The 25,188-nt window shown below is 30.8% G+C and carries 24 protein-coding genes and 1 other annotated feature; of the genes, 22 read left to right on the top strand and 2 right to left on the bottom strand.

Annotated features, from left to right (window positions below):
* The first annotated feature begins 5 nt into the window (after positions 1 to 5).
* The 15 genes from secF to Q326_RS0102475 all read left to right on the top strand — a co-directional run bounded on the left by secF (position 6) and on the right by Q326_RS0102475 (position 16,389).
* Complete coding sequence (gene secF, locus Q326_RS0102545; RefSeq protein ID WP_026893962.1) at positions 6 to 890, top strand: protein translocase subunit SecF; 885 nt, start codon at positions 6 to 8, stop codon at positions 888 to 890.
* A gap of 157 nt (positions 891 to 1,047) precedes the next feature.
* Entirely contained in the window at positions 1,048 to 2,733 is a 1,686-nt protein-coding gene (locus tag Q326_RS0102540; protein WP_026893961.1) for an ABC1 kinase family protein, read from the top strand.
* Between the two features lie 16 nt (positions 2,734 to 2,749).
* The gene (locus tag Q326_RS16450) at positions 2,750 to 3,169 is read left to right on the top strand and encodes a LapA family protein (protein WP_051531033.1); all 420 of its coding nucleotides are present in this window, start codon (positions 2,750 to 2,752) and stop codon (positions 3,167 to 3,169) included.
* A 9-nt stretch (positions 3,170 to 3,178) separates the two neighbouring features.
* Complete coding sequence (gene recJ / locus Q326_RS16445; protein WP_051531032.1) at positions 3,179 to 5,674, top strand: single-stranded-DNA-specific exonuclease RecJ; 2,496 nt, start codon at positions 3,179 to 3,181, stop codon at positions 5,672 to 5,674.
* A gap of 43 nt (positions 5,675 to 5,717) precedes the next feature.
* Positions 5,718 to 6,230 carry an adenine phosphoribosyltransferase gene (locus Q326_RS0102525; RefSeq protein WP_026893960.1) on the top strand — a complete coding sequence of 171 codons (513 nt, stop codon included), beginning with the start codon at positions 5,718 to 5,720 and terminating at the stop codon, positions 6,228 to 6,230.
* Between the two features lie 156 nt (positions 6,231 to 6,386).
* On the top strand, positions 6,387 to 8,546 hold the full coding sequence (locus Q326_RS0102520; protein WP_026893959.1) for a RelA/SpoT family protein: 2,160 nt from the start codon (positions 6,387 to 6,389) through the stop codon (positions 8,544 to 8,546).
* A 13-nt stretch (positions 8,547 to 8,559) separates the two neighbouring features.
* Entirely contained in the window at positions 8,560 to 9,009 is a 450-nt protein-coding gene (gene dtd, locus Q326_RS0102515; protein ID WP_026893958.1) for a D-aminoacyl-tRNA deacylase, read from the top strand.
* 17 nt (positions 9,010 to 9,026) lie between these two features.
* The gene (locus Q326_RS0102510) at positions 9,027 to 9,647 is read left to right on the top strand and encodes an MBL fold metallo-hydrolase (protein ID WP_026893957.1); all 621 of its coding nucleotides are present in this window, start codon (positions 9,027 to 9,029) and stop codon (positions 9,645 to 9,647) included.
* Positions 9,648 to 9,732: 85 nt separating this feature from the next.
* The gene (locus Q326_RS18420) at positions 9,733 to 9,894 is read left to right on the top strand and encodes a hypothetical protein (protein ID WP_156936226.1); all 162 of its coding nucleotides are present in this window, start codon (positions 9,733 to 9,735) and stop codon (positions 9,892 to 9,894) included.
* 14 nt (positions 9,895 to 9,908) lie between these two features.
* Positions 9,909 to 11,390, top strand: a complete 1,482-nt coding sequence (hemZ, locus tag Q326_RS0102500; RefSeq protein WP_026893956.1) for a coproporphyrinogen dehydrogenase HemZ — start codon at positions 9,909 to 9,911, stop codon at positions 11,388 to 11,390.
* Positions 11,391 to 11,432: 42 nt separating this feature from the next.
* Positions 11,433 to 11,642: a binding site (T-box leader), on the top strand.
* Positions 11,643 to 11,700: 58 nt separating this feature from the next.
* The gene (gene hisS, locus Q326_RS0102495; RefSeq protein WP_026893955.1) at positions 11,701 to 12,966 is read left to right on the top strand and encodes a histidine--tRNA ligase; all 1,266 of its coding nucleotides are present in this window, start codon (positions 11,701 to 11,703) and stop codon (positions 12,964 to 12,966) included.
* Positions 12,967 to 12,972: 6 nt separating this feature from the next.
* On the top strand, positions 12,973 to 14,751 hold the full coding sequence (gene aspS, locus Q326_RS0102490) for an aspartate--tRNA ligase (protein ID WP_034600905.1): 1,779 nt from the start codon (positions 12,973 to 12,975) through the stop codon (positions 14,749 to 14,751).
* A 205-nt stretch (positions 14,752 to 14,956) separates the two neighbouring features.
* Complete coding sequence (locus tag Q326_RS0102485) at positions 14,957 to 15,670, top strand: tRNA threonylcarbamoyladenosine dehydratase (protein WP_026893953.1); 714 nt, start codon at positions 14,957 to 14,959, stop codon at positions 15,668 to 15,670.
* Positions 15,671 to 15,675: 5 nt separating this feature from the next.
* Positions 15,676 to 16,101, top strand: a complete 426-nt coding sequence (locus tag Q326_RS0102480; RefSeq protein WP_026893952.1) for a SoxR reducing system RseC family protein — start codon at positions 15,676 to 15,678, stop codon at positions 16,099 to 16,101.
* Between the two features lie 18 nt (positions 16,102 to 16,119).
* Positions 16,120 to 16,389, top strand: a complete 270-nt coding sequence (locus Q326_RS0102475) for a metal-sensitive transcriptional regulator (protein ID WP_026893951.1) — start codon at positions 16,120 to 16,122, stop codon at positions 16,387 to 16,389.
* A 54-nt stretch (positions 16,390 to 16,443) separates the two neighbouring features.
* Here Q326_RS0102475 and Q326_RS0102470 read toward each other — a convergent pair whose 3' ends face one another.
* Both Q326_RS0102470 and Q326_RS0102465 read right to left on the bottom strand, forming a co-directional pair.
* Positions 16,444 to 16,896 carry a threonine/serine exporter family protein gene (locus Q326_RS0102470; protein WP_026893950.1) on the bottom strand — a complete coding sequence of 151 codons (453 nt, stop codon included), beginning with the start codon at positions 16,894 to 16,896 and terminating at the stop codon, positions 16,444 to 16,446.
* Between the two features lies 1 nt (position 16,897).
* Positions 16,898 to 17,671: a threonine/serine exporter family protein gene (locus tag Q326_RS0102465; protein ID WP_026893949.1), complete on the bottom strand. Its 774-nt coding sequence runs from the start codon at positions 17,669 to 17,671 to the stop codon at positions 16,898 to 16,900.
* A 202-nt stretch (positions 17,672 to 17,873) separates the two neighbouring features.
* Between Q326_RS0102465 and Q326_RS0102460 the strand changes: the two genes are divergently transcribed.
* From Q326_RS0102460 to Q326_RS0102430, 7 genes are all read left to right on the top strand, one after another.
* Positions 17,874 to 19,106 (top strand): serine hydroxymethyltransferase, encoded by a 1,233-nt coding sequence (locus Q326_RS0102460; RefSeq protein ID WP_026893948.1) that lies wholly within the window; start codon positions 17,874 to 17,876, stop codon positions 19,104 to 19,106.
* A gap of 141 nt (positions 19,107 to 19,247) precedes the next feature.
* A complete protein-coding gene (locus Q326_RS0102455) occupies positions 19,248 to 20,162 on the top strand; it encodes a YIEGIA family protein (protein WP_026893947.1) in 915 nt (304 codons plus the stop codon).
* An 11-nt stretch (positions 20,163 to 20,173) separates the two neighbouring features.
* Positions 20,174 to 20,368 (top strand): capping complex subunit for YIEGIA, encoded by a 195-nt coding sequence (locus Q326_RS0102450; protein WP_026893946.1) that lies wholly within the window; start codon positions 20,174 to 20,176, stop codon positions 20,366 to 20,368.
* 316 nt (positions 20,369 to 20,684) lie between these two features.
* Complete coding sequence (locus tag Q326_RS0102445; protein WP_026893945.1) at positions 20,685 to 22,025, top strand: DUF512 domain-containing protein; 1,341 nt, start codon at positions 20,685 to 20,687, stop codon at positions 22,023 to 22,025.
* A 39-nt stretch (positions 22,026 to 22,064) separates the two neighbouring features.
* Positions 22,065 to 23,381 carry a ribosome biogenesis GTPase Der gene (gene der / locus Q326_RS0102440; protein WP_026893944.1) on the top strand — a complete coding sequence of 439 codons (1,317 nt, stop codon included), beginning with the start codon at positions 22,065 to 22,067 and terminating at the stop codon, positions 23,379 to 23,381.
* A 1-nt stretch (position 23,382) separates the two neighbouring features.
* Positions 23,383 to 23,982, top strand: coding sequence for a glycerol-3-phosphate 1-O-acyltransferase PlsY (plsY, locus tag Q326_RS0102435; protein ID WP_026893943.1), 600 nt, complete (start codon positions 23,383 to 23,385; stop codon positions 23,980 to 23,982).
* Between the two features lie 28 nt (positions 23,983 to 24,010).
* Positions 24,011 to 25,039, top strand: coding sequence for an NAD(P)H-dependent glycerol-3-phosphate dehydrogenase (locus Q326_RS0102430; RefSeq protein WP_026893942.1), 1,029 nt, complete (start codon positions 24,011 to 24,013; stop codon positions 25,037 to 25,039).
* Positions 25,040 to 25,188 lie beyond the last annotated feature (149 nt).

Raw genomic sequence — 25,188 nt, 5'->3', positions numbered from 1 at the left:
TTACAATGGATATTATTAAACATAAAAATAAATTTTTCATATTATCTTTTGTAGTCATTGTTATAGGTTTATTTACAATGGTTTCAAGGGGGTTAAATTATGGTATAGATTTTACTGGTGGTACAATGTTACAGATAGATTTAGGAAAAGAAGTTTCTGTAAATGAAATAAGAGAAATAGTAGATAAGATAGATAAAGATGCAGATATAATACATGTAGGAGATCAGAAAAATGAAATTATGATAAAGACAAAACTTGATTTAGATAATAATGAAAGAATGGATTTATTTAATGAATTCAAGGAAAAGTATGGTCTTAAACAAGAAACTCCTGAGCAATCTCAGACTTTTCAGCCTGCGATAGGTGACGAAATTCAAAACAAGGCTATATTGTCTATTTTGATTGCTACTATAGGTATGCTTATATATATAACTTTTAGATTTGAGTTTAAATTTGGAGTAGCTGCTGTTGTGGCATTAATGCATGATGTATTGGTTGCATTGGCTGTATATGCACTATTGAGAGTACCAGTTAATAGTTCTTTTGTAGCTGCTATTCTTACCATAGTGGGATATTCTATAAATGATACCATAGTTGTATTTGATAGAATTAGGGAGAATACTAAGTTAATTAAAAGAGGTAAATATGCAGAACTTGTAAATACTAGTATTTCACAGACTATTGTAAGATCTATAAATACTTCATTTACTACTCTATTGGCTATAGCCTGTCTATATATATTTGGAGTTGAAGCTATAAAAGACTTTGCATTGCCATTAATAGTAGGCGTGCTTGTGGGAACTTATTCCTCTATATTTATAGCCAGTCCTGTATGGTATTTATTGAAAAAAAGATCTTCAGGGAAAAATTACAAACCTAAAAGAGTTTAAGATATTTGCCCTCTATATAATTATGGAGGGCTTTTCTTTTTAAGAAAACAGTTGTTATTAGATAAAATATGGGTAATATAGTATTGTAACTAATAATCAAAAAAATTAACACATATTGTAATCTATTACAAAATATATAAATGATGAGGGGTGCACTGTGATAGATTTTATTTTAAATAACAAATATAAAAATATAAAAAGATATAAGGAAATATCTCAAGTCTTAGCTAAATATGGGTTTAGCATAATGGCTGATAAGTTGCATAATAAAAGTTTTATAAAGACTCATTTCTTAAAAAAATCTAATGACATAAGTAACAAGTATAATAGAGCCCAGAGAATTAGGATGGCATTGGAGGAATTAGGACCTACATTTATAAAATTGGGGCAGATATTAAGTACCAGGTATGATATTTTACCTGAGGATATAGTAGATGAATTATCTCGATTACAAGATAATGTGAATGAATACCCTGTAGAAAAAGCAAAGAAAATATTTAAAAAGGAATTAAACAAAGATATAGATGAAGTCTTTAGTAATTTTAACGAAACACCTATTGCTGCAGCCTCTATTGGTCAAGTATATAAAGGAAGACTTAAGGATGGAAGAAATGTAGTAATAAAGATTCAAAGGCCTAATATTCGAAAAATAATTTTTAAGGATCTAAATATATTATTTTCTATAGCAAAGCTGGTAGATGAACATTTTAATAAAAAAAATCCTGTGAAATATGTAGATGTGGTAGAAGAATTCTCTTATCTATTAAAGAAAGAATTGGATTATACATATGAGGCTCAAAACTGTGAAAATTTCAGAGAAAAGTTTAAAGACGATGATAGAATCTTTATTCCCAAGGTCTATTGGGAATATACAACAAAAAAGATACTTGTAACTGAGATGATTCATGGGGTCAAATTGAGTGATTTTAAAAAACTAGAAGATATGGCTATAGATAAAAGTAAAATTGCTCATTTAGGGGCTCAAATTTTTATGGAACAGATATTCATACATGGTTTCTTTCATGGTGACCCTCATCCTGGCAATATATTCGTAATAAATAATAATAAAATAGGGTTTGTAGATTTTGGTATAGTGGGATATTTAGATAAAGAGACCCTTAGCTTTATAGTGACTATGTTGAAAGCTGGTTCGAAAAAAGATGCTACTAAAATAGTGGAAGCATTAGAAAAGATGAATGCTATACCTGTTGAGACTGATGAAATGAATTTAAAAAGAGAATTAAATGTCTTATTAAATTATTACTACAATGTACCATTTGATAAATTAAACTTTAGCGATGCATTAAATGATCTATTAAGAATCTCATATAGACATAATATAAAGATACCATCTCAATTAGTTTTATTAATAAAATCGGTAGTAACTATTGAAGGAGTTTCTAAAAAGCTAAATCCTGATTTTAGTTTAATACAGTTATCAGATGAATTATTAATAGAATTAAAAAAACAGAAATTTAATTTTAACAGAATACTATCCGAGGGAGCGGAGATGTCACTGGACACTTTGAAAGATTTGAAAGATTTGCCTAGGCTTTTAAAGCAAGCATTCCATAGGATAGAAAAAAATAAATTAAAAATCACATTAAAGATTGAAGGATTTAATGAGTTAAAAAGAGAAATAAATATTATGACAAATAAGGTATCATTGAGTCTAATGGTGTCGGCTTTAGTAGTGGGATCATCTATAGTTATACAGTCTAAGACTGGTCCAACATTATTAGGCATGAATGCTATGGGGTTCATTGGATTTTCTTTTGCGGGAATATTAGGTATGATTCTTACAATATCTATATTAATGGATATTTTAAGATATAGAAAATAGATTTGGGGGTGTTTTTATGCAAATAGGATTTATATTTTCTCTTATTCTAGCTATTGGGGTAACTATTTTTGCAGTTCAAAATGCCGATAGTGTTATGATTAACTTTTTATTTACAAAGGTCAAAGTCTCTCAAGCTTTGGTTATATTTATATCGGCTGCTATAGGGGCAATAATTGTAACCTTTTTAGGGATGATTAGACAATTCAAACTTTCTATGAAGGTTAAGGAATTAAATAAAAAAGTAAATAATTTGGAGACTGAAAAGGGTGATCTAGAATTTAAAGTTGAAGAATTAGAGACTGAAAAAGATAAGCTAAAATTAGAAGTTGAACAATATAATAAAGATATTATAGAAAAAGAAGCTACACTTAAAGGCGATGCAATAAAAACTAATGGAGAAGAAAAAAATACAGAGATTAAAGAAAACAATCAATAGGTGATAAATGTGAAAATAAAAGACAAAATAGTTAAATTAGCACAAGGTGATTATTCTAAAGTCACATCAATATCTAAAAAATTAGATGTAAGTCCCCTATTAATTAAATCTATGATAAATAGAGGAATAAATGATGTGGATGAAATGAATCTTTTTTTAAATCCTAAAATAGAAGATATGTATGATCCATTTCTACTTAAGGATGTTGAGAAGGCAATAGATAGAATAATTAAGGCTATAAATGAAAAAGAAAATGTATGGATATATGGAGATTATGATGTGGATGGAGTAACTAGTATATCTCTATTTAAAATCTTTTTTAAAACTCTTGATATAGATGTGGAGTATTATATTCCAGATAGGGCTGAAGAAGGATATGGATTAAATCATAAAGCTATTGATTACATAGTTGATAGAGGGGGACAACTTATAATAACGGTAGATTGTGGTATTACATCTAATGATGTGGTTGAGTATTGTAATGGAAGAGAGATAGATATAATAATAACTGACCACCATCAATGTCAAGGGGATATACCAGATGCCTTTGCAGTTATAAATCCAAACAGATTAGATGATGAATACCCCTTTAAAAGTCTTTGTGGTGCGGGAGTAGTATTTAAGATAATACAAGGATTGACAGAGAAATTAGATGTCCCATTAGATTATAAAGAATATCTGCCAATAGTAGCTATAGGGACTATAGCTGATATTGTTCCATTAGTAGGCGAAAATAGAATTATATCTAAATTAGGACTTGAATATATAACTAGCACAAATAATAAAGGCATAAAAGCATTGATGGAGATAACTGGATTACGTGACAAAAAAATAACGAGTGGACATATTGGATTTGTAATTGGTCCTAGACTTAATGCTGCTGGAAGAATAGGTTCAGCAGATTATGGTGTTGAACTTTTGACAAGTGAAAAGATGGAAGAGGCTATTAAAATAGCTAAACTATTAGATGAAGAAAATAAAAAGAGACAGGAGATACAGAGCAAGATTTTAAAAGAAGCTGAGGAATATATAGAGAATAATATAGATTTAGAGAATGATAAATTTATTGTTCTTAGTTCAGAACATTGGCACCATGGTGTTATAGGGATAGTGAGCTCTAAAATCACTGAAAAGTATTATAGACCATCTATATTGATATCTATAGATGGTGAAGAGGGCAGGGGTTCTGCTAGAAGCATCCCAACTTTTGATATTTTTGAAAGTTTAAAGGCATGTGAAGAGTTATTTGATAAGTTTGGAGGACATAAGCAAGCGGCAGGATTATCTATAAATAGAGATAATATAGAAAAATTCAAGGAAAAAATTAATACTATCACTAAGCAGGCATTAACTGAATCTGATTTAATTCCAGAAATAAAAGTGGAAAGTCTGATAGAATTAGAAGATGTATCTATAAAAACTATCAAAGAAATAAAAAAGTTAGAGCCCTTTGGAATGGGGAATCCCAGTCCTGTGTTTTTTTGCAGGAACTTATTATTGAAGTCAAAACGATTGGTTGGTAAGGAAAGCGATCATTTAAAGTTATTACTGTCTAAAAATGAAATAAATATAGATGGCATAGCTTTTAATCAAGGTGAAATATATGACGATTTAGAAACTGGAAATAGGGTAGATATTGTAGCGGCATTAGATATAAATAAATATCTAGGAGAAGAGAGAATACAATTGCTTGTAAAAGATATAAAAAATCAAAATAGAAGCATTTTTATGGATGATGGGGAATATTACAGGTCTTTTCGAAATAGCATATTAAATCTTGATAAAAGTGATGCAAGTGTTAATGAAAATGAAAAAAATAAATGGAAAGATATAAAAAATAAATTTAGATTTGCTATAGATAAAATCAAGGATAATAATAAAACCCTAGTGTTTGTGAATAATAAAACAAATGTTTTGAAGTTGCTACGGGAGTTGGAGTTTTCAGGAAGGGATGTTGTAAGAAAAACCAAGATATCATATAATTATATAGATAAAAATTTTGAGAACAATATAATAATAAATCCTATAATGGAGTTACCATCAAAATATGAAGACTTTCAGAGCATTATATTTTTAGATATATGTTTCAATCTAGATATTATAAATCGGTTCATAAATAATCCGCATGAGAAAGATATTTATGATCTAGTTGATTCCAATGATTTACAGTATAATAAGGCATTTTTAGATAAAGTGGCCCCTACATTAGATGAACTAAGATATATGTATAAGACATTAATAAATGAATATAAAGCATATAAGATAGACAAGGAAAAATATATCATGGGTATGAGAGATTTGAATATGAATTTAAATGATGAGAAATTCACACTGGCCCTTGAAATATTTAAAGAAAGTGAAATATTTGACTTCAAAGAAATAGATGGATATGTGTATATAAAGAACTTGAGAAATAGAAATAAGGTAAATATTAAAGAAATGCCTACTTATAAGGGTTTAAAGAATGCAATTATTAATATGAATAATATAAAAATTGAATATTAGATGATATGTATTAAATAATTTTATAAATATAGGAGGTAACATAATGGAAATTAAAGATTTAATAAGAAATATTGAGGGGTTTCCTACAGAAGGCATTAATTTTAAGGATATAACACCTTTACTTAGAGATAAAGAGGGTTTTAGATATTCTATAAAGGAATTAGCAAAGACATTAAATGATATAGAGTTTGATTTGGTAGTTGGACCAGAAGCAAGGGGTTTTTTAGTGGGTGCTCCTCTTGCATATGAAACTAACACTGGGTTTGTGCCTGTTAGAAAACCAGGAAAGTTACCTTATGATACCATAAGTCACGAATATGAGTTGGAATATGGAACAGATAAATTAGAGATGCATAAAGATGCTATAGAACCAGGACAAAAAGTAGTAATTTTAGACGATTTACTGGCTACAGGAGGTACTGTATATTCTACTATAAAGATGGTAGAAGAATTAGGAGGAGAGGTTGTAGCTGTAAGATTTCTTATCGAGTTAGAGTTTTTAAAGGGACGAGATATGTTAAAAGGATATGATATTGACGCATTGATTAAATATTAGATAAATAGACATTTAAAAATGCACATATGTGCATTTTTTAAATATATGTATATTTATCTTTGTAGTTGTTAATCTATATGGTATACTATAATCATATAAAATGGGCCAAGGCTCTTTTTATCATATATTGAAACGGTCAAGAGAAGGGTGAGTCTATTGTTACTAGAAAATCTCATAGCTAAAATAGAGCAATATAATCCACAAGGAGATATTCAGTTAATTATAAAAGCATATAATTTTGCAGAACGTGCCCATGAAGGACAGGCGAGAAATTCTGGTGATAGATTTTTTGTCCATCCCTATGATGTGGCTATGATACTAGCGGATATAAATATGGATATAGCAACTATAGTTGCAGGATTATTGCATGATGTTGTGGAAGATACCGATGTTTCCTTAGAGAAAATAAAAAAATATTTTAATGAAGAAATAGCAAATTTAGTAGATGGCGTAACAAAACTAAAGAAGATAAAATATAGAACGAAGGAAGAAAGAAAAGCAGAGAATTTAAGAAAAATGGTTATTGCCATGTCTAAAGATATAAGGGTCATTATAATTAAACTTGCTGATAGACTTCATAATATGAGGACATTAGAATATATGTCTGAAGAGAAAAAGAAGGAAAAGGCATTAGAGACTTTAGAAATTTATGCACCAATAGCGAATAGATTAGGGATTTTTAAAATAAAGTGGGAACTTGAAGATTTAGCATTAAGATATATAGATCCTGAAGGGTATTATGATCTTGTGGAAAAGGTATCTAAAAAGAGGAAGGAAAGAGAGGCTTATATTCGTCTAGTTGTAGATAAACTTGAGGAAAAGTTACAAGAGATGGATATAGAACATGAAATAAATGGGCGACCTAAGCACTTCTATAGTATATATAAAAAAATGGTCTATCAAAATAAAACATTTGAACAGATATTTGATTTAACTGCAATTAGGGTTATAGTAAATACAGTTAAAGAATGTTATGGGGTGTTAGGTATAGTACATACCTTATGGAAACCCATTCCTGGTAGATTTAAAGATTATATAGCTATGCCCAAGCCTAATATGTATCAATCTTTACACACTACAGTAATAGGCCCAGAAGGGGAAATATTTGAAATACAAATAAGGACCTATGATATGCACAGAACAGCTGAATATGGTATCGCTGCTCATTGGAAATATAAAGAGGGCGTTACAAAAAGTGATGATTTTGATAAAAAACTTGCATGGCTTAGGCAGATGTTGGAATGGCAAAAAGAAACTAAAGATCCAAAAGAGTTTATGGAATCACTAAAGATTGATTTATTTACAAATGAGGTATTTGTTTTTACTCCTAAAGGAGATGTTATAAATTTGCCTACAGGCTCAACGCCTATTGACTTTGCTTACAGGGTACATACTGCAGTAGGCAATAATTGTGTAGGAGCTAAAGTAGATGGAAGGATAGTTCCTTTAGATTATAAATTAAAAAATGGAAATATTGTAAGTGTTTTGACTTCAGCTAATAGCAGTGGTCCTAGTAGAGACTGGCTAAAGGTGGTTAAAAGTAGCCAGGCAAAAAGCAAAATAAAACAGTGGTTTAAGAAGGAAGAAAAAACTCAGAATATAAATAAAGGGAAAGATAGACTGGAGAAGGAAGTCAAGAAACAAGGATTTAAGCTTACAGAAATATTAAAAGAGGAATGGCTGAAAAAGGTAGCAGAAAAACTAAGCTTTAATGAAATAAATGATTTATACGCAGCTCTAGGTTATGGAAGTGTTACATTATCTCAAATAATAACAAAACTTAAAGAATATTATAGTGAGTATTATAAAGACAAAAAAATTGAAGAGGAATCTTTAAATTTAAAAAATAAAGGGAAAAAAAATAGAGAACCCACCCAAGGAATAAAGATAAAGGGTGTTGAGAATATAAAGGTTAGATTTGCTAAATGTTGTAATCCTGTTCCAGGGGACGATATTATTGGATATATTACCAGAGGACGGGGTGTGTCTGTTCATAGAAGTGACTGTCCCAATCTAGGAGAAATGGGAAATGAAGCAAGGTTAATAGATGTGGAATGGAATACACAGAAAAAAGTTTCATATCAAGCAGAAATACAATTAAAGGCAACAGACAGACCTGGACTATTGACAGAGGTGACTAAGCTTTTGTCTGATGCAAATATGCTAGTATCATCTTTAAATGCTAGAACTAGCAAAGAGAGAATAGCTATAGTCAATATGATTTTAGAAATAAAAGATGTAAATCAATTAAATGATCTTATGAAGAAATTGAGGATAGTTAAAGGTGTTTTAGATGTATATAGAGTAATAACTTAGAGAGGATGGTTTTATGCGAGCAGTAGTACAAAGAGTGAAAGAGGCCTCAGTATTAGTGGAAGGTGAAAAAACAGGTAGTATTAAAAAAGGACTTTTAGTCTTATTGGGAGTAGGTCAAGAAGACGATAATAATGATAATAATTATTTATGTGAAAAGTTGCTTAATTTAAGAATATTTGAAGATGAAAGTGAAAAAATGAATCTGTCTTTATTAGATATAAAAGGAGAGTTGTTAGTAGTTTCACAGTTTACTCTTTATGGAGATTGCAAAAAGGGCAGGAGACCTAATTTTATGATGGCTGCATCTCCAGATAAAGCAGAAAAGATGTATTTGGATTTTGTTCAGAAGTGTAAAGATTATGGGATAAAAGTTGAAACAGGTATATTTGGGGCGGATATGGATGTATCCTTAACAAATGATGGACCTGTTACAATATTAGTAGATAGTAAAAAACAATTTTAATAAGGAGGAATGTTGTAATGATATTTAAAAGAATTCCTGTTGGCTTGTATGCTGCTAATTGTTACATAATAGGTTGTGAAAATACTAAAGAAGGTATAATAGTTGATCCTGGAGCCGATGCAAAGACTATTCTTGCAGAGATTAACGCATTGGGTCTAGATATAAAATATATAGTATTAACTCATGGGCATGGTGATCATATAGGCGCTTTAGAAGATGTACATAATGAATTAGATGTACCAATATTGATCCATGGTGAAGATGAGTATATGCTTAAAAATTCATCTGAAAACTTTACAGGGGTTATGAATAATAAAAAAGTTGAAATGACTCCCCATAAAACTTTGAAAGATGGAGATATAATAGAATTTGGCAATATGAAAGCAGAAGTAATACATACCCCAGGGCATACTAAAGGAGGTATTTGTTTAAGTATAGAAGATATTTTATTGACGGGAGATACATTATTTGCAGGTTCTATCGGCAGAACAGATTTTCCTGGTGGGTCTTTTGAAGAGATAATAAAATCTATTAAGACAAAATTATTAAAATTTGATGATAATATTAGGGTATATCCAGGACATGGTCCTCATAGTACAATAGGAGCTGAAAGAGTGTCTAATCCGTTTATCAATTAATGGAAAAAAGAAATAGCCTTATAAATTCCAAAGTTTATAGAGATAATAGTATATGATGAAGCAAAAAATTTTGGGAGGTATGGGGATGAAATATAAAAAATCTAAGTTTTCCAAAGACATAGATATTGACTATGATGACTTAAAAGAATTTAATTATATGGGATTAGCATATGATGATGTACTTAAGGAAATAGGCTGTGATAGAAATACTATACAAAATATATTGAAAGAATTAGTTATTAATTGATGAGGGGAAACATTATGATTTATTTATTTTTAGATGGACATGAATTAGCACATGAATTACGAGAATTGATAAAGGTTTTTTATAAGAATAAAAAAATAGAGATAGTTGATGAAAGGGCTTTGGTTTATGACCAAGGCCTTTACATAGAAAGTAAACTACTGAATAATAATGGTACATATAGTGTCTATACTAAAATATATGAAAATAATACCATAATAGCAAAAGACTTTATTGATGATGTAGATAATATAACAATACATGAAGATGATTTTAATAAGATTATTAGGGTTGCTATTAAGAAAAGCTTATATAAAACCATGTGCAAAATAAATAATAAAAAAGCTCCATGGGGAATTTTAACAGGGATTCGGCCTGTGAAGATAGTACATAAATTAATGGATCTATCTATAGATGAAAGATATATATATGAAACATTGACAGATGAGTATATGATATCAAAGGACAAGGCATATCTCATATTGGATATAGCAAAAAGGGAAAGAAGATTTTTATATCCCTTAAACAATAAAAAATTTAGTTTGTATTTGAGTATACCATTTTGTCCTGGAAGATGTGTATATTGTTCATTTCCCTCTAATGATATAAGAAAGAGGGGGCATTTAGTAAATAAATATATAGATAGTATTATTTATGAAATAAAATCAATGGGAAAAGTACTTAAAGATTATGATATACAGACAGTTTATATTGGTGGAGGTACACCTACATCCATACCTAAGGAAAAACTTATAAATATAATAGATGCTATATATGATTCATTTGATGGTGATAGTATAAGAGAATTTACAGTAGAGGCGGGAAGACCAGATACTATATCTGAGGACATGCTTTTGAGCTTAAAAGAGAAAAATGTGGGAAGAATTAGTATAAATCCTCAAACTATGTGTGATGAAACATTAAAGATTATAGGAAGAAGACATAATAGTGAAGACATAATTAAATCCTTTGAAATGGCTAGAAAAGTGGGATTTGATTTTATAAATATGGACATGATATTGGGACTACCTGGAGAGGGATTAAAGGAAGTAGAATATACACTTAAATGTATAGAAAAGTTGCGACCAGAAAATCTTACTGTTCATACCTTAGCAATTAAAAGGGCATCAAAATTAAAAGGTAAAGAGAAGGAGTATGCTTTTGATAGCGAAAATCAAACAAGTATGATGCTACAAATAAGTAAAAAATATACTAAGTTGATGGGTTTATATCCTTACTATTTATATAGACAGAAGAATATATTGGGAAATTTAGAGAATATAGGATATACCCAGAAAGGTAAAGAATGTATTTATAATATGGCGATAATGGAAGAACGACAGACAATAATGGCATTAGGTGCTGGAGCTGTATCGAAGGTATATGATGGAAATAAAGATAGGTTGCATAGAGTTCCCAATGTAAAGGATATAATTGAATATATATCTAGAATAGAGGAAATGATAGATAGAAAGAAAAATGCGTTACAGAAATATTGACACAGTTAAATCATTGAATTATAATATTAGACAATATTGGCGATATCTGCGATGATAAGAAATAGTAATTAATAACCGCTAACAATAGAGAGTCGGTAATGGTGGGATCCGATGTAGTGGCTTAATGAAGACGTCTTTGAGCATATGACTTGAATATATAGTAAAGTCATACGGGGCTATACCGTTACATATAGTAAAAGTGGGATTTTTCCAAATAAGGGTGGTACCGCGGGATATACTCTCGTCCCTGTCGATATATGCTATTGACGAGGATGGGAGTTTTTTGTTTTATATAAGGAGGAGGTAGAATATGTTAACTAAAGGGGCAAAGGGTACAAAGGACGTAATACCTGAAGAATCATATAAATGGCATTATATAGAAAGCATATATAAGGAAGTATGTGAAAATTTTGGATATAAAGAGATTAGAACACCTGTATTTGAACATACAAACCTTTTTGAAAGGGGTGTAGGAGAAACGACAGATGTTGTACAAAAAGAAATGTATACATTTAAAGATAAAGGGGGCAGGAGTATAACATTAAAGCCTGAAGGTACTTCTTCCATAGTAAGGTCTTTTGTAGAAAATAAATTATACGGTGGAGTTCAACCAACCAAGGTTTTTTACAATACTCCTTGTTTTAGATATGAGAGACCTCAGGCTGGAAGATTAAGGGCATTTCATCAATTTGGAGTTGAAGTTTTTGGCAGTGATAGTCCCTCGGTAGATGTAGAAGTAATGAGTATAGCATATACAGTATTTGAGAGATTAGGACTAAACAATATAGAATTAAATATTAATAGTGTAGGTTGTCCAAAATGTAGGGCAGAATATAATCATATATTAAAGGAATATATTGCTCCAAAATTAGATAAACTTTGCAATACTTGTAACTCTAGATATGAAAAGAATCCACTGAGAATATTAGATTGCAAGAATCCATCATGTCAAGAAGAACTAAAGGATGCTCCTCTTATGATAGACCATCTATGTGATGATTGTAGAGAACATTTTGATAAAGTCAAAGAATATTTAGATGCGATTGAAATAGATTATATAATAAATCCCAAAATAGTTAGAGGATTAGATTATTATACTAAAACAGCATTTGAGTTTATATCTAAAGATATAGGAGCTCAAGGAACTGTCTGTGGCGGAGGCAGATATAATGGTCTTGTAAAAGAGATAGGAGGTCCAGAGACAGCAGGAATAGGTTTTGGTATGGGTGTAGAACGACTACTTTTGACCCTTGAGAGTTTAAACATTCCTTTTCCAGAGCCAAGGGGTATAGATATATTTATAGTAACAATAGGTGAAAGGGCGGATATAGAGTCTTTTAGTATATTATATAAGTTGAGGAAATTGGGAATATCAGCCGATAAAGATCATTTAAATAGGAGTATTAGGGCACAATTCAAATATGCTAATAAAATAGATGCTAATTTTACCATAGTAATAGGAGATGACGAATTAGATAGAGATGTAATAACACTAAAGAATATGAAAACAGGTGATCAGAGGGAGATTAAACTGAGCAGTCTTACAAAAGAGTTAAAACAAGAATTAGGGAGGTAAAAATCGATGATAGAAACTATGGGAGATTTGAAAAGGACTCATATGTGTGGAGTTTTGAGAAAAGAAAATATAAATGAAGAAGTTGTACTTATGGGATGGGTTCAAAAAAGAAGAAATCTAGGAGGACTTATCTTTGTAGATTTGAGGGATACTACAGGGATATCACAGATAGTTTTTGATGAGGATATTTCTAAAGAATCTTTTGAAAAGGCTGATGCCATAAGAGGTGAATATGTTATAGCAGTTAGAGGAAAGGTATACGAGAGACAATCGAAAAATAGTGAATTGCCAACGGGTGATATAGAGATATTTGCAGAAGAATTGAGAATATTAGATAAATCAGAAACACCTCCCATATATATAAAGGATGATGATGATGTTTCTGAAGCTATGAGATTAAAATATAGATTCTTAGACTTGAGAAAGCCTTATATGCAGAGAAATTTAAAAATTAGACATAAAGCTGCAAAAATAGTTAGGGATTTTCTTGATGAAGAAGGATTTTTTGAGATTGAGACACCAATGTTAAATAAGCCTACTCCAGAAGGTGCTAGGGACTATTTAGTACCTAGTAGAGTGAATCCTGGTAAATTTTATGCGTTACCTCAGTCTCCTCAATTGATGAAGCAACTTTTGATGGTATCGGGAATGGATAGGTATTATCAGATTGTAAAGTGCTTTAGAGATGAGGATTTAAGGGCAAATAGACAGCCTGAATTTACACAGATAGATATGGAGATGTCTTTTGTAGATATAGATGATATAATTTCGTTAAATGAAAAGTTGATTTATAAAATATTTAAAGAGATAAAGGGGATAGAATTAAATTTACCAATTAACAGGATGAGCTATGATGAAGCAATGAAGAGATTTGGTTCGGATAAGCCAGACTTGAGGTTTGGATTTGAGCTTGTAAATATAACTGATATTGTTTCAGATAGTGATTTTAAGGTATTTAGTGGCACGGTAAAGAATGGAGGAGAAGTAAGAGGTATAAATGTTAAAGGATATGAGGGTAAATTTAGTAGAAAAGGCATATCTAAATTAGAGAAATATGTAAAAACTTATGGTGCTAAAGGTTTAGCATGGGTTAAGATTACAGAAGAAGGTATAAATTCTCCTATAGCTAAATTCTTATCTGAAGAAGAACTTAAAGGGATTATTGAAAAAATGGGTGGTGAAAAGGGAGATTTATTATTAATTGTTGCAGATAAGCCTTCAGTAGTATTTGATGCATTAGGACATTTGAGGATAGAAGTGGCTAAGACTTTAGACATAATTGATAAAGATAAAATAGCAGCAGTATGGATTACAGAGTTCCCACTTTTAGAATATGATGAAGAGGAAGACAGATATGTAGCAAAACATCATCCCTTTACTCATCCTGTAGAAGAAGATATAGAATATCTTGAGACAGAACCTCAAAGAGTTAGGGCAAAAGCGTATGATATAGTAATAAATGGAGATGAAATTGGAGGAGGAAGCATAAGAATAAGTAACTCTGAACTCCAAAAAAAGATGTTTAAAGCATTGGGCATAAGTGATGAAGATGCATTGGACAAATTTGGATTCTTATTGGAAGCATTTAAATATGGTGCACCTCCTCATGGTGGTATAGCATATGGGTTTGATAGACTTGTAATGTTACTTACAGATACCGAGAATATTCGTGATGTGATAGCATTTCCTAAGACGCAAAATGCAACATGTCTATTTACAAAGGCACCTTCAGATGTAAGTGAAGATCAACTTAAAGAATTGCATATAGATGTGGATTTGGATTAAATATATAGGGCATTTATTTTTTAAAAGAGTTAGTAATTCGTAGCTAGTGGTTAGTAGTTGATGGTAGAGAGCCTATGGTTCTCATCATTTAACTATTAACTACTAACTTTTTTTATACCTTATTTTTATTGAAGAAAGGTGAGGAATTGTGCTATTATATAAAGAGATACTACCCAGGGGTAAATAGATAGGTGGGATAAAATATATGGAGTATGAATTTTCGAGAACTGAAATGTTAATTGGTAAAGAAGGTCTAGAAAGGCTTGAAAAGGCTTATATAGCTGTATTTGGTATAGGTGGAGTGGGAAGTTTTGTGGTAGAGGCGTTGGCAAGAACCGGTATAGGAAGAATAGCAATTATAGATTTTGATGATATATCTATATCAAATATAAATAGACAAATACATGCTAATAGGCAGACTGTAGGTATGTCTAAGGTTGAAGTAATGAGAGATAGAATATTACAGATAAACCCTGAAATTAAAGTAGATATATATAAAGAGTTATATAATAATGAAAGTAAGGATAATATAGTAATTAGCAAATGTGATTATGTTGTAGATGCCATAGACATGGTTTCCTCTAAGCTATTATTGGTAGAACAGTGTAAAGAAAAAGATGTGCCTATCATAAGTAGTATGGGGGCGGGTAATAAATTGAATCCTACAATGTTTGAGGTATCAGATATCTATGAAACATCTATTTGTCCCTTAGCTAGAGTTATGAGAAGGGAGTTAAAGAAGAGAAATATAGATAGTTTAAAGGTAGTTTATTCTAAGGAAAAGCCTATTAATATTTTTGATGCTGAAAATAATCAAAGAAAAAGAGTACCTGGTAGTATTGCATTTGTTCCTTCAGTTGTGGGACTTATTATTGCATCAGAAGTAGTAAAGGATTTAATTAGATTAGAAGAGGAGTGATTATAATGGACCAAATAGGTCATGTAATATCTGTAGATGGTAGATTTGCAGAAGTAGATGTGAGAAGAACTAGTTCATGTGGAGAAAATTGTGCCCATTGTGGTGGAGGATGTTCAGTACCTTCTATAAGGGTAAATATAGAGAACAAATTAAATGCCAGTATAGGAGATTATGTAGAGATCGAGATGGAGGCGAAGACAATACTTAAGGGTTCAATGATATTATATGGGATACCTCTACTCTTATTAGTGTTGGGAATTGTAATTGGAAATAGTATATTTCAAGGGATGGGATACGATAACTATGAAGTAATGGGATTTGGTATAGGAATTTTATCCTTAGCTGTTTCTTTTACTATTTTAAGATTTATAGATAAAAGCATACAAAAGAATCAGAGTTTAAAATTAGAAATGGTAAAGATAATAAAATAGTGCAGGAGGATTAGCAGTATGGAAAATATAAATAAAACGGATAATGTCATTAAAAGATTGAGGCGTATAGAGGGACAAATAAAAGGTATTCAACGTATGGTTTCACAAAATAAATGTTGTCCTGATATATTAGTACAAGTTGCTGCAGCCAGAGCTGCACTAAACAAAGTTGGAGGCATAATATTAGAAAATCATATGAAGGATTGTATAAAGAATAGTGTAGAATTAGAGGATAACGATCAGGAACTAGATAAGTTAATCGACACTATATTGAAATATACAAAATAAATATGGGATTTAGAAATATAAAAATAGTTATTAGTTAATGGTCAATAGCTATTTTTATATTTTCTTTCTTTTTTTCTTTTTTGTAGATAATATTTGACTAATGGAAGAAGAGATTATGATACCACTAGCTATAGCCGCTGCAATAAATAGGACTTCACTTCCTTTATTGGCTGCATCTATAAATCTTTTTTCTATAATAGCTAACATAGTATAATACATACCTGCTCCAGGAACTAATGGAACTATACCTGGTATTATAAATACAGTGGCAGGTTTTTTGAAAAATCTAGCAAATACTTCTCCTAAAAATCCTACAGTTATAGCACCAAGAAAAGATCCAGCTACAGAAGAAAAGAATAAACTATTTATTATTTTATAAACTAGCCAACCAAAGGCACCGCTCAATCCTGATTTAATTATACAATTTCTGGGGGCGTTAAATATTACTGAAAAGCCTGCAGAAGAGAAAAAAGCTAAGATAAAATGTTTTATAAAATTATAGATCATATTATATCCCTCCAAAAAAATTCAAATATATATTTAACGTAATACCTACTCCAAAGGCGATGGCTAAAGCTGTTATTATGGCCTCCATGGTTCTTGAAACTCCAGATAAAAACTCAGAGGAGATGGAATCTCTTATTGCGTTAGTAATGGCAACTCCAGGTACTAGCGGCATTATTGATCCAATAATTATCATATCAATGTTTGTGGAGTAATGTATATGTGAAAAAACAATTGCAAATAGGGTTGCTACTATACTTCCTATAACATTTGATAAGAAATAAGTTATATTTAATTTTGACATATATTTAACTACAAATACTACTATAAAACTAGTAAAGAATGCAGCAATAAAGTCAAATAAATTACCTCCAAATAGCGCAGAGGAAAAAGCACCAACTAATCCTCCAGAAAAATATTTTATTTTATTGGATATAGGTTGTTTTTCATTTATTTTATCCAGTATCTTCATACCTTCAGATACTGACATATTTGAATTTACAAAGTCTCTAGAAAAGTTATTCACCAGAGTAATTTTTTCTAAATCTATTTCAATAGATTTTACTCTTTTAATATAAGAGAATATTTCATCTTCGTGCTCAACGGATAAAAATATACCTGTTGGAGTTACGAAGGATTGAACAAATTTAATCTTTCTAGACCTACATATTCTAGAAATAGTGTCTTCTACCCTATAGGTTTCCGCACCACTTTTTAGCATAATTTTTCCTGCTAATATAGACAAGATTAGTAAATTTTTGATATCTTTTTTATTCATGTTAACACCTCCAGATAGCAAATAACGAAAAATTATTGTATGAAATATTAAAAAAATGTTATAATATACTCGTTGCATAGAAAATAAGATATTGACATGGCTATATTATATATTAGCAAAAAAAATATTCAAGGGAAAATAGTAAAAATATAGTAAACTATATATAGAAAATGTATTTATAAAAAAACAAGGAGGTTGAAGGATGAATTTTGATAATTTGAAAGAAGTAGATTTGGAGATAATGAAGGCAATAGATTTAGAACTTGGTAGACAGAAAGATAAGATAGAACTTATAGCCTCTGAAAACTTTGTTTCTAAAGCTGTTATGGAAGCTATGGGTAGCTATATGACTAATAAATATGCTGAAGGATATCCTCATAAAAGATATTATGGAGGATGTGAGTATGTAGATATAGCAGAAGATTTGGCTAGAGATAGGTTAAAGGAGTTGTTTGGGGCAGATCATGCTAATGTACAGCCGCATTCAGGTGCCAATGCTAATTTAGGAGTCTATTTTGCAGTATTAGAGCCTGGAGACAAAGTAATGGGTATGAACCTTTCACATGGAGGACATTTAACCCATGGAAGCCCTGTGAATATTTCTGGTACATACTTTAAATTTGTATCCTATGGTGTAGATAAAGATACTGAAACTATTGACTATGATAAGGTAAGGGAGATAGCACTACAGGAGAAACCAAAAATGATAGTGGCAGGAGCAAGTGCTTATCCTAGAATTATAGATTTTAAAAGATTTAAAGATATAGCAGATGAAGTAGGTGCATATCTAATGGTAGATATGGCTCATATAGCTGGACTAGTTGCAACAGGATTACACCCTAGCCCAGTACCTTATGCGGATTTTGTTACTACTACAACTCATAAGACATTGAGAGGACCTAGAGGAGGAGTTATTCTTTGTAAAGAAAAATATGCTAAAAAGATTGATAAAGCCATATTTCCAGGCATACAAGGTGGTCCATTAATGCATGTTATTGCTTCAAAGGCAGTTAGTTTTAAAGAGGCCTTAACTGACGAATTTAAGATCTATCAACAACAGGTATTAAAAAATAGTAAGGCATTAGCTGAAGGGTTGATATCTTATGGATTTAATTTAGTATCTGGTGGTACAGATAACCATCTAATTTTAATAAACTTAAGAAGTAAGGGCATTACAGGCAAAAAGGCTGAAAAACTTTTAGATGATATTGGAGTAACTACTAATAAAAATACTGTGCCTTTTGATACTGAAAGCCCATTTGTAACTAGTGGAATCAGAATAGGTACTCCAGCTGTGACTACGAGAGGTATGAACGAAGAAGATATGAAAGTTATAGCTGAGATTATAGCATTAACACTAGATGAAAATAATGATAGGGATAATATAAAAGACATGGTATCAAAGCTCTGTAAAAAATATCCTTTATATGAATAAAAAAGCTATCAGCTAGTTTAAACTGGCTGATAGCTTTTTTATTATATTTAATAATAAATTGTTTTGTTTTTTCTATGAATTAAAAGCCACAATATAGAAATAATAATCTTATATAGTAAAGTAAGGTTAGAAGGTGGTTAATTGTTTAAATATGGTCATATAATAATTACATCTATAATATTGGGGTTGGCATCTAGGATATCATTATTGCGAATAGATTATAGACAGTACCCCAGTTATCCTCAAGGTTTTTTTTCTCATTTAGCTTTGGGCTTGATAGCTTCTAGCTTGGGAAGTTTAGCTATTCCAGCTATATTTGAGATGGAATATAGTGCTGTAACTTTTTTAGCGTTGGCTGCTCAACAATTTAGAGATGTAAGAAATTTGGAAAGACAGAGTTTAGATAATATAGAACCTACAGAAATGGTTTCTCGAGGTACAGCTTACATAGAGGATATTGCTAAAGCATTTGAGGCCAGAAATTATGTAGCTATGTTGACTTCATTATTAGTCAGTACAATAATAACTATTGTAAATCAGGTATTTGATAATAGGGTTTCAGTTGTAATAGGTGCAGTGCTTGGAACGATAATTGTAATATATTTAAATAAAGTTATAGCAAGGCAAAAGATATATGAAATAGCAGATGTTAAACCAGCTAAGATATCTTTTGAAGGTCCATTGCTTAAAGTTAATGATGTAATAATTATGAATGTGGGACTTAAAGCATCACAAAAGATATATATGGAAAAGGGGATTGCAGTAGAAATAATACCTAAAAATGAAAATAGTATTGCAATACTTTCTAGTGCGGGGCAACGCCAAGCTATACAACATAATGCAGCTACATTATTAGGGATAAGGAAGGATCTTGATGAGCCTGACTTTACTCCCATAGCTCGACGAAATCTAGAAAATGGAAATGTAGTAATGGCCATAGTAGCCATGGAGCCAGATGTAGATGCTCTAGTGAAAGCTGTAAAAGATACTATAGTTTTAGAAAGTTCCAAAAGAAAGCCTTTAGCATCTAGAATTGGAAGGAAAGCTGCTGATTAGGAGGAGTTTTGATGGATATAGGTATTAAAGAAAGCATACTTGCAATAATAACAGTGAATAAAGAATGTGTAAGTGGAGGAAGTGTACCTGTTTTTTATGCTAAAAATGAAGAAGAGAGAGAAAAAATTGCTCTTTTAATTGCCAAAATAACATTAGGGATGGTTCATGACTTGGAAAATGGAGCATATATTATAGTAAGACATTAAAGCTATTAGTTTTAATACATAATAATAATTGATATAATGAGATTGTTAACAAACGACAAAGTATAAAATAGTAGTTAGTAGTAAATAGTTAGTAGTTTAATGATGAAATCCATAGGATTTCCACCATAAGCTACTAACTGTCTTTACAAGATTAGTGACTATTTCTATATTCTTGTCATTATCATGATATACATTTAATTATAAAAACATTGATTTAAAAGGATTATAATGGTATTATGATTAAATGTAATATAAATAATGAAAAAATTATGATATAATATTAATACTAGGTACTAATTATTAGAAAGGGATTACTATGGAACTTAAAAATTATGATAAACATGAAAATATTATAGAGACAGTTACTAAGGGAAGTATAGCAGAAGAACTAGGAGTGGAAGAGGGAGATCTACTTATATCTATAAATGGACATGAAATAAAAGATATAATAGACTATAAATATCATATATCTGATGATTATATAGTTATGGTTATAAAGAAAGAATATGGCCAAATTTGGGAGTTGGAGATTGAGAAGGAATATGATGAGGATGTAGGGATAGCTTTTTCTAATCCACTTATAGATAAAGCCAAAAGCTGTAATAACAAATGTATATTTTGTTTTATTGACCAATTGCCTAAGGGTATGAGAAAAACCCTTTATTTTAAGGATGATGACTCTAGACTTTCATTCCTTCAAGGTAATTTTATTACATTAACTAATATATCAGAAGATGATATTAAAAGGATTATAGAATATAGGATAAGTCCTATAAATATATCTGTTCATACTACAGATCCTAAACTTAGAACATTTATGTTGAACAATAAAAATGCTGGAAATTTATACGATATACTGAAGCGTTTTAGTGCTGCAAATATAGAAATGAACTGTCAAATCGTATTATGTCCAGGGATAAACGATGGAGAGAGCTTGAAAAAAACAGTGGAAGATTTATCCCATTTATATCCATCTATACATTCGGTGGCAGTTGTCCCTGTGGGACTTACTAAATATAGGGAAGGATTATATCCCATAGATGGATATAATAAGCAATTAGCAAGTAAATTATTAGATGAAATACATGAATACCAAAGATATTTTTTTACTAAAAAAGGTACAAGGTTTATATACGCTTCGGATGAGTTTTATATACTGGCAGGAGTAGAATTACCTAAAGTAGAACAATATGAAGGGTTTCCTCAGATAGAAAATGGAGTAGGTCTTATTAGAAATTTTGATATGGAAATTAAAAAGGTATTAAAGGATGAAAAGATTAATTTGAACAAAGCTAAAAGTTATCTATTGATTACTGGAGTATCTGCATTTGAATTTATTAAAAAAATTGCTGTAAAGATGGAAAATAGCTTTTCAGGTCTTTCTTTAGATGTTAAAGCTATAAAAAACGATTTTTTTGGACATTCTGTAACTGTATCCGGCCTTGTCACGGGAAAGGATATTTTTATGCAAGTTAAGGATTATGATCTTAAGGATGGCATAATTATTCCTCGTTCAATGTTAAAGAGTGGAGAAGATATATTTTTAGATGATATTACTGTTAAAGAGTTAGAAGAAAAGTTACAAACTAATGTAATAATTGCAGAGGTCAATGGTGAAAAATTTGTAGATCTATTTGTAAAAGATTTGATTAAGTAAATATTAAGATGGTGTTATTTAAATGAAAGAGGTGATGGTATGAGCAGACCTGTAGTTGCTATAGTTGGAAGACCAAATGTAGGTAAGTCAACATTATTTAATAGATTAGCAGGTAAAAGAATAGCAATAGTAGAGGATAAACCTGGGGTTACTAGAGATAGGATTTATGCAGAGGGAGAATGGTTAAATAATTATTATACACTAATAGATACAGGGGGTATTGAGCCAGATAATGACGACATTATACTTTCTCAGATGAAAAGACAGGCGGAAATGGCCATAGAAACATCAGATGTTATATTGTTCTTAGTTGATGGGCTAGAAGGGCTTACTTCAACAGATATAGAGGTAGGAAACATGTTGAGAAAATCTGGGAAAAATGTTATATTGGTATGTAATAAATTGGATTCCAATAAAATACCAGATTCTTATTATGATTTTTACGAATTGGGATTGGGAGAGCCAGTAAATATATCTGCTAGTCATGGATATGGTATAGGAGATTTACTCGATATAGTAATAAAATATTTTCCAGAAGACAAGGATACTGATTATGATGAAGATATTATAAAAGTAGCTGTGATTGGCAAACCCAATGCAGGTAAATCTTCATTGATAAATACTATTTTAGGTGAAGATAGAGTAATAGTAAGTGATATACCAGGCACTACAAGAGATGCCATTGACACGGCTTTTGATGTGGGAGAAGATAGGTTTGTATTTATTGATACAGCTGGTATAAGAAGGAAAAGTAAGGTAAGTGAAAATGTAGAAAAATATAGTGTTATAAGGGCATTGACCGCTATAGAAAGGGCAGATGTATGCCTAATAGTTATAGATGCTACTAAGGGACTTACAGAGCAAGATAAAAAAATAGCAGGATTTGCCCATGAAAATGGTAAGGCATCTATTGTACTTGTAAATAAATGGGACTTAGTTAAAAAAAATAATAGAACTTATTTAGATTTTGAAAAAGATGTTAGAAATGGATTGTCCTTTATGCTTTATGCACCTGTATTGTTTATATCGGCATTGACGGGTAAAAGGGTTAATAGGATAATAGAATTGATAAAAACAGTAAATAATAATAACTCTATGAGAATAACCACTGGTGTACTTAACGATATAATTGGAGAAGCCGTATTACTAAATCAACCACCTTCAGACAAAGGGAGGAGATTGAAAATATATTATGGTACTCAAGCAGGGGTTAAGCCTCCCAAATTTGTTATTTTTATCAATGATAAGGAACTTATGCATTTTTCATATCAGAGGTATTTAGAAAATAAAATTAGAGATTCTTTTGGTTTTGAAGGTACTCCTATTCGATTCGAATTTAGAGAGAGGAGAGACTAGCGTGGAAAAAGTATTTTTGGTTGTCCTTATTTCTTATTTTATAGGTAATATATCACCATCTTATATATTTGGTAAGGTTTTTGGTAAAATAGATATAAGAAAGCATGGAAGTGGTAATGCAGGAGCAACAAATACTTTAAGAGTTTTAGGGGCTAAGGTAGCAGGGATGACATTTTTAGTTGATGCTTTGAAAGGTGTGTTAGCTGTAGCTATAGGTAGAGGTATATACGGATATTATGGAGCTCTTATTGCAGCAGTTTTTGTTATAATAGGTCATGATTGGCCTGTGGTGTTAAAATTTAAGGGTGGAAAGGGCATAGCTACTAGTATAGGTTCAGTAATGGTTATTAGTCCTATAACTGCTTTAATTTGTATCTTAGTAGGATTAGCATTAGTTATAAAAACCAAGTATGTATCTCTAGGATCTGTGACAGGAGTAGGAATACTTCCCTTTGTTGGTCTATTGACTATGAGACCCTTTGATATTAATTTTTTGATATTTTCTATAATAGTGTCTGTTTTAGCTATTTTTAGACATAGAACTAATATATATAGATTAACCCATGGTAAGGAGTCAAAACTTGGACAGAAGGCCAAATAACATCAAATAATTGGGGGCGTGATTAGAGATGAAAGAAGAAATCGGTATATTAGGCGGAGGTAGTTGGGGAACGGCTCTAGCTATTTCTTTGGCTAAAAAAGGATATTCAGTTGATATGTGGTTGAGAGATAAAAAGAAGTGTGAAAATATAATAAAAACTAGGGAAAATGTAAATTATCTACCGGGAGTAGTTATACCTGAAAATGTAGGAATAACAGATGATTTATTAGAAGCTACAACTAATAAGTCCGTAATAGTTTTAGCTGTACCAAGCCATGGAGTAAGGTCAATTTTAGATACGATAAAAGAAAATATTAATAAAGACCAAGTTTTGGTTAATGTAGCAAAAGGTATAGAAAATGATACTTTAGATACGGTATCTCAAATAGCAAAAGAAATTGTTCCAGATGCAAAATATGCTGTATTATCAGGACCGTCTCACGCTGAGGAAGTGGCTAGAGATATGCCTACTACTATAGTAGTAGCTTCTGAAAAAAAAGAAGTAGCTGAATATGTTCAAGATATATTTATGACTCCTAAATTTAGAGTATATACTAACCCTGATGTTATAGGGGTAGAATTAGGTGGTTCACTAAAAAATGTAATTGCTTTAGGGGCAGGTATATCTGATGGATTAGGATATGGAGATAATACTAAAGCAGCTTTGATGAATAGAGGGATTCATGAAATTTCTCGATTGGGTATAAAGATGGGAGCAAATATAAGAACATTTGGTGGACTTTCAGGTATAGGTGATTTGATTGTTACTTGTACAAGTATGCATAGTAGAAATAGAAGGGCAGGTATAAAAATTGGCCAAGGAATGAGTATGAATGAGGCCATAAATGATATCGGCATGGTAGTGGAAGGCATAAAGACTACTAAATCAGCATATATGCTCTCAAAAAAATACAAAGTAAAAATGCCTATAACCGAAGAAATATTTGGGGTGCTTTATGAAAATAAGGATGTTAAACAATCGGTTATAAACCTTATGTTACGAGACAAGACCCATGAAATGGAAGACTTATCTTATAATATAGATGAATGTTGGTAAAGTAAAGAGTCTAAAGAAAGTAAAAAGGAAGTTAGTAGATATTAGTTAGTGGTTAGTAGTTGATGGAATAAGCAGAGAACCCAAATCTTTATTATGATTTGGAGTGAATCGCTTAGTGGTAAAGTAAAGAGCCTAAAGAAAGTAAAAAG

This window comes from Clostridiisalibacter paucivorans DSM 22131 (assembly GCF_000620125.1).
Lineage (GTDB): Bacteria > Bacillota > Clostridia > Tissierellales > Clostridiisalibacteraceae > Clostridiisalibacter > Clostridiisalibacter paucivorans.
Note: the sequence above shows the minus strand (reverse complement) of the source record. Positions and strands in the feature narration are given on the sequence as shown.

Bases quoted from the DNA above. Each gene is read 5' to 3' on its own strand.
- secF (WP_026893962.1), top strand. From the start codon at position 6: ATGGATATTATTAAACATAAAAATAAATTTTTCATATTATCTTTTGTA.
- Q326_RS16450 (WP_051531033.1), top strand. From the start codon at position 2,750: ATGCAAATAGGATTTATATTTTCTCTTATTCTAGCTATTGGGGTAACT.
- Q326_RS0102525 (WP_026893960.1), top strand. From the start codon at position 5,718: ATGGAAATTAAAGATTTAATAAGAAATATTGAGGGGTTTCCTACAGAA.
- dtd (WP_026893958.1), top strand. From the start codon at position 8,560: ATGCGAGCAGTAGTACAAAGAGTGAAAGAGGCCTCAGTATTAGTGGAA.
- Q326_RS0102510 (WP_026893957.1), top strand. From the start codon at position 9,027: ATGATATTTAAAAGAATTCCTGTTGGCTTGTATGCTGCTAATTGTTAC.
- Q326_RS18420 (WP_156936226.1), top strand. From the start codon at position 9,733: ATGAAATATAAAAAATCTAAGTTTTCCAAAGACATAGATATTGACTAT.
- hemZ (WP_026893956.1), top strand. From the start codon at position 9,909: ATGATTTATTTATTTTTAGATGGACATGAATTAGCACATGAATTACGA.
- hisS (WP_026893955.1), top strand. From the start codon at position 11,701: ATGTTAACTAAAGGGGCAAAGGGTACAAAGGACGTAATACCTGAAGAA.
- aspS (WP_034600905.1), top strand. From the start codon at position 12,973: ATGATAGAAACTATGGGAGATTTGAAAAGGACTCATATGTGTGGAGTT.
- Q326_RS0102485 (WP_026893953.1), top strand. From the start codon at position 14,957: ATGGAGTATGAATTTTCGAGAACTGAAATGTTAATTGGTAAAGAAGGT.
- Q326_RS0102480 (WP_026893952.1), top strand. From the start codon at position 15,676: ATGGACCAAATAGGTCATGTAATATCTGTAGATGGTAGATTTGCAGAA.
- Q326_RS0102475 (WP_026893951.1), top strand. From the start codon at position 16,120: ATGGAAAATATAAATAAAACGGATAATGTCATTAAAAGATTGAGGCGT.
- Q326_RS0102470 (WP_026893950.1), bottom strand. From the start codon at position 16,896: ATGATCTATAATTTTATAAAACATTTTATCTTAGCTTTTTTCTCTTCT.
- Q326_RS0102465 (WP_026893949.1), bottom strand. From the start codon at position 17,671: ATGAATAAAAAAGATATCAAAAATTTACTAATCTTGTCTATATTAGCA.
- Q326_RS0102460 (WP_026893948.1), top strand. From the start codon at position 17,874: ATGAATTTTGATAATTTGAAAGAAGTAGATTTGGAGATAATGAAGGCA.
- Q326_RS0102450 (WP_026893946.1), top strand. From the start codon at position 20,174: ATGGATATAGGTATTAAAGAAAGCATACTTGCAATAATAACAGTGAAT.
- Q326_RS0102445 (WP_026893945.1), top strand. From the start codon at position 20,685: ATGGAACTTAAAAATTATGATAAACATGAAAATATTATAGAGACAGTT.
- der (WP_026893944.1), top strand. From the start codon at position 22,065: ATGAGCAGACCTGTAGTTGCTATAGTTGGAAGACCAAATGTAGGTAAG.
- Q326_RS0102430 (WP_026893942.1), top strand. From the start codon at position 24,011: ATGAAAGAAGAAATCGGTATATTAGGCGGAGGTAGTTGGGGAACGGCT.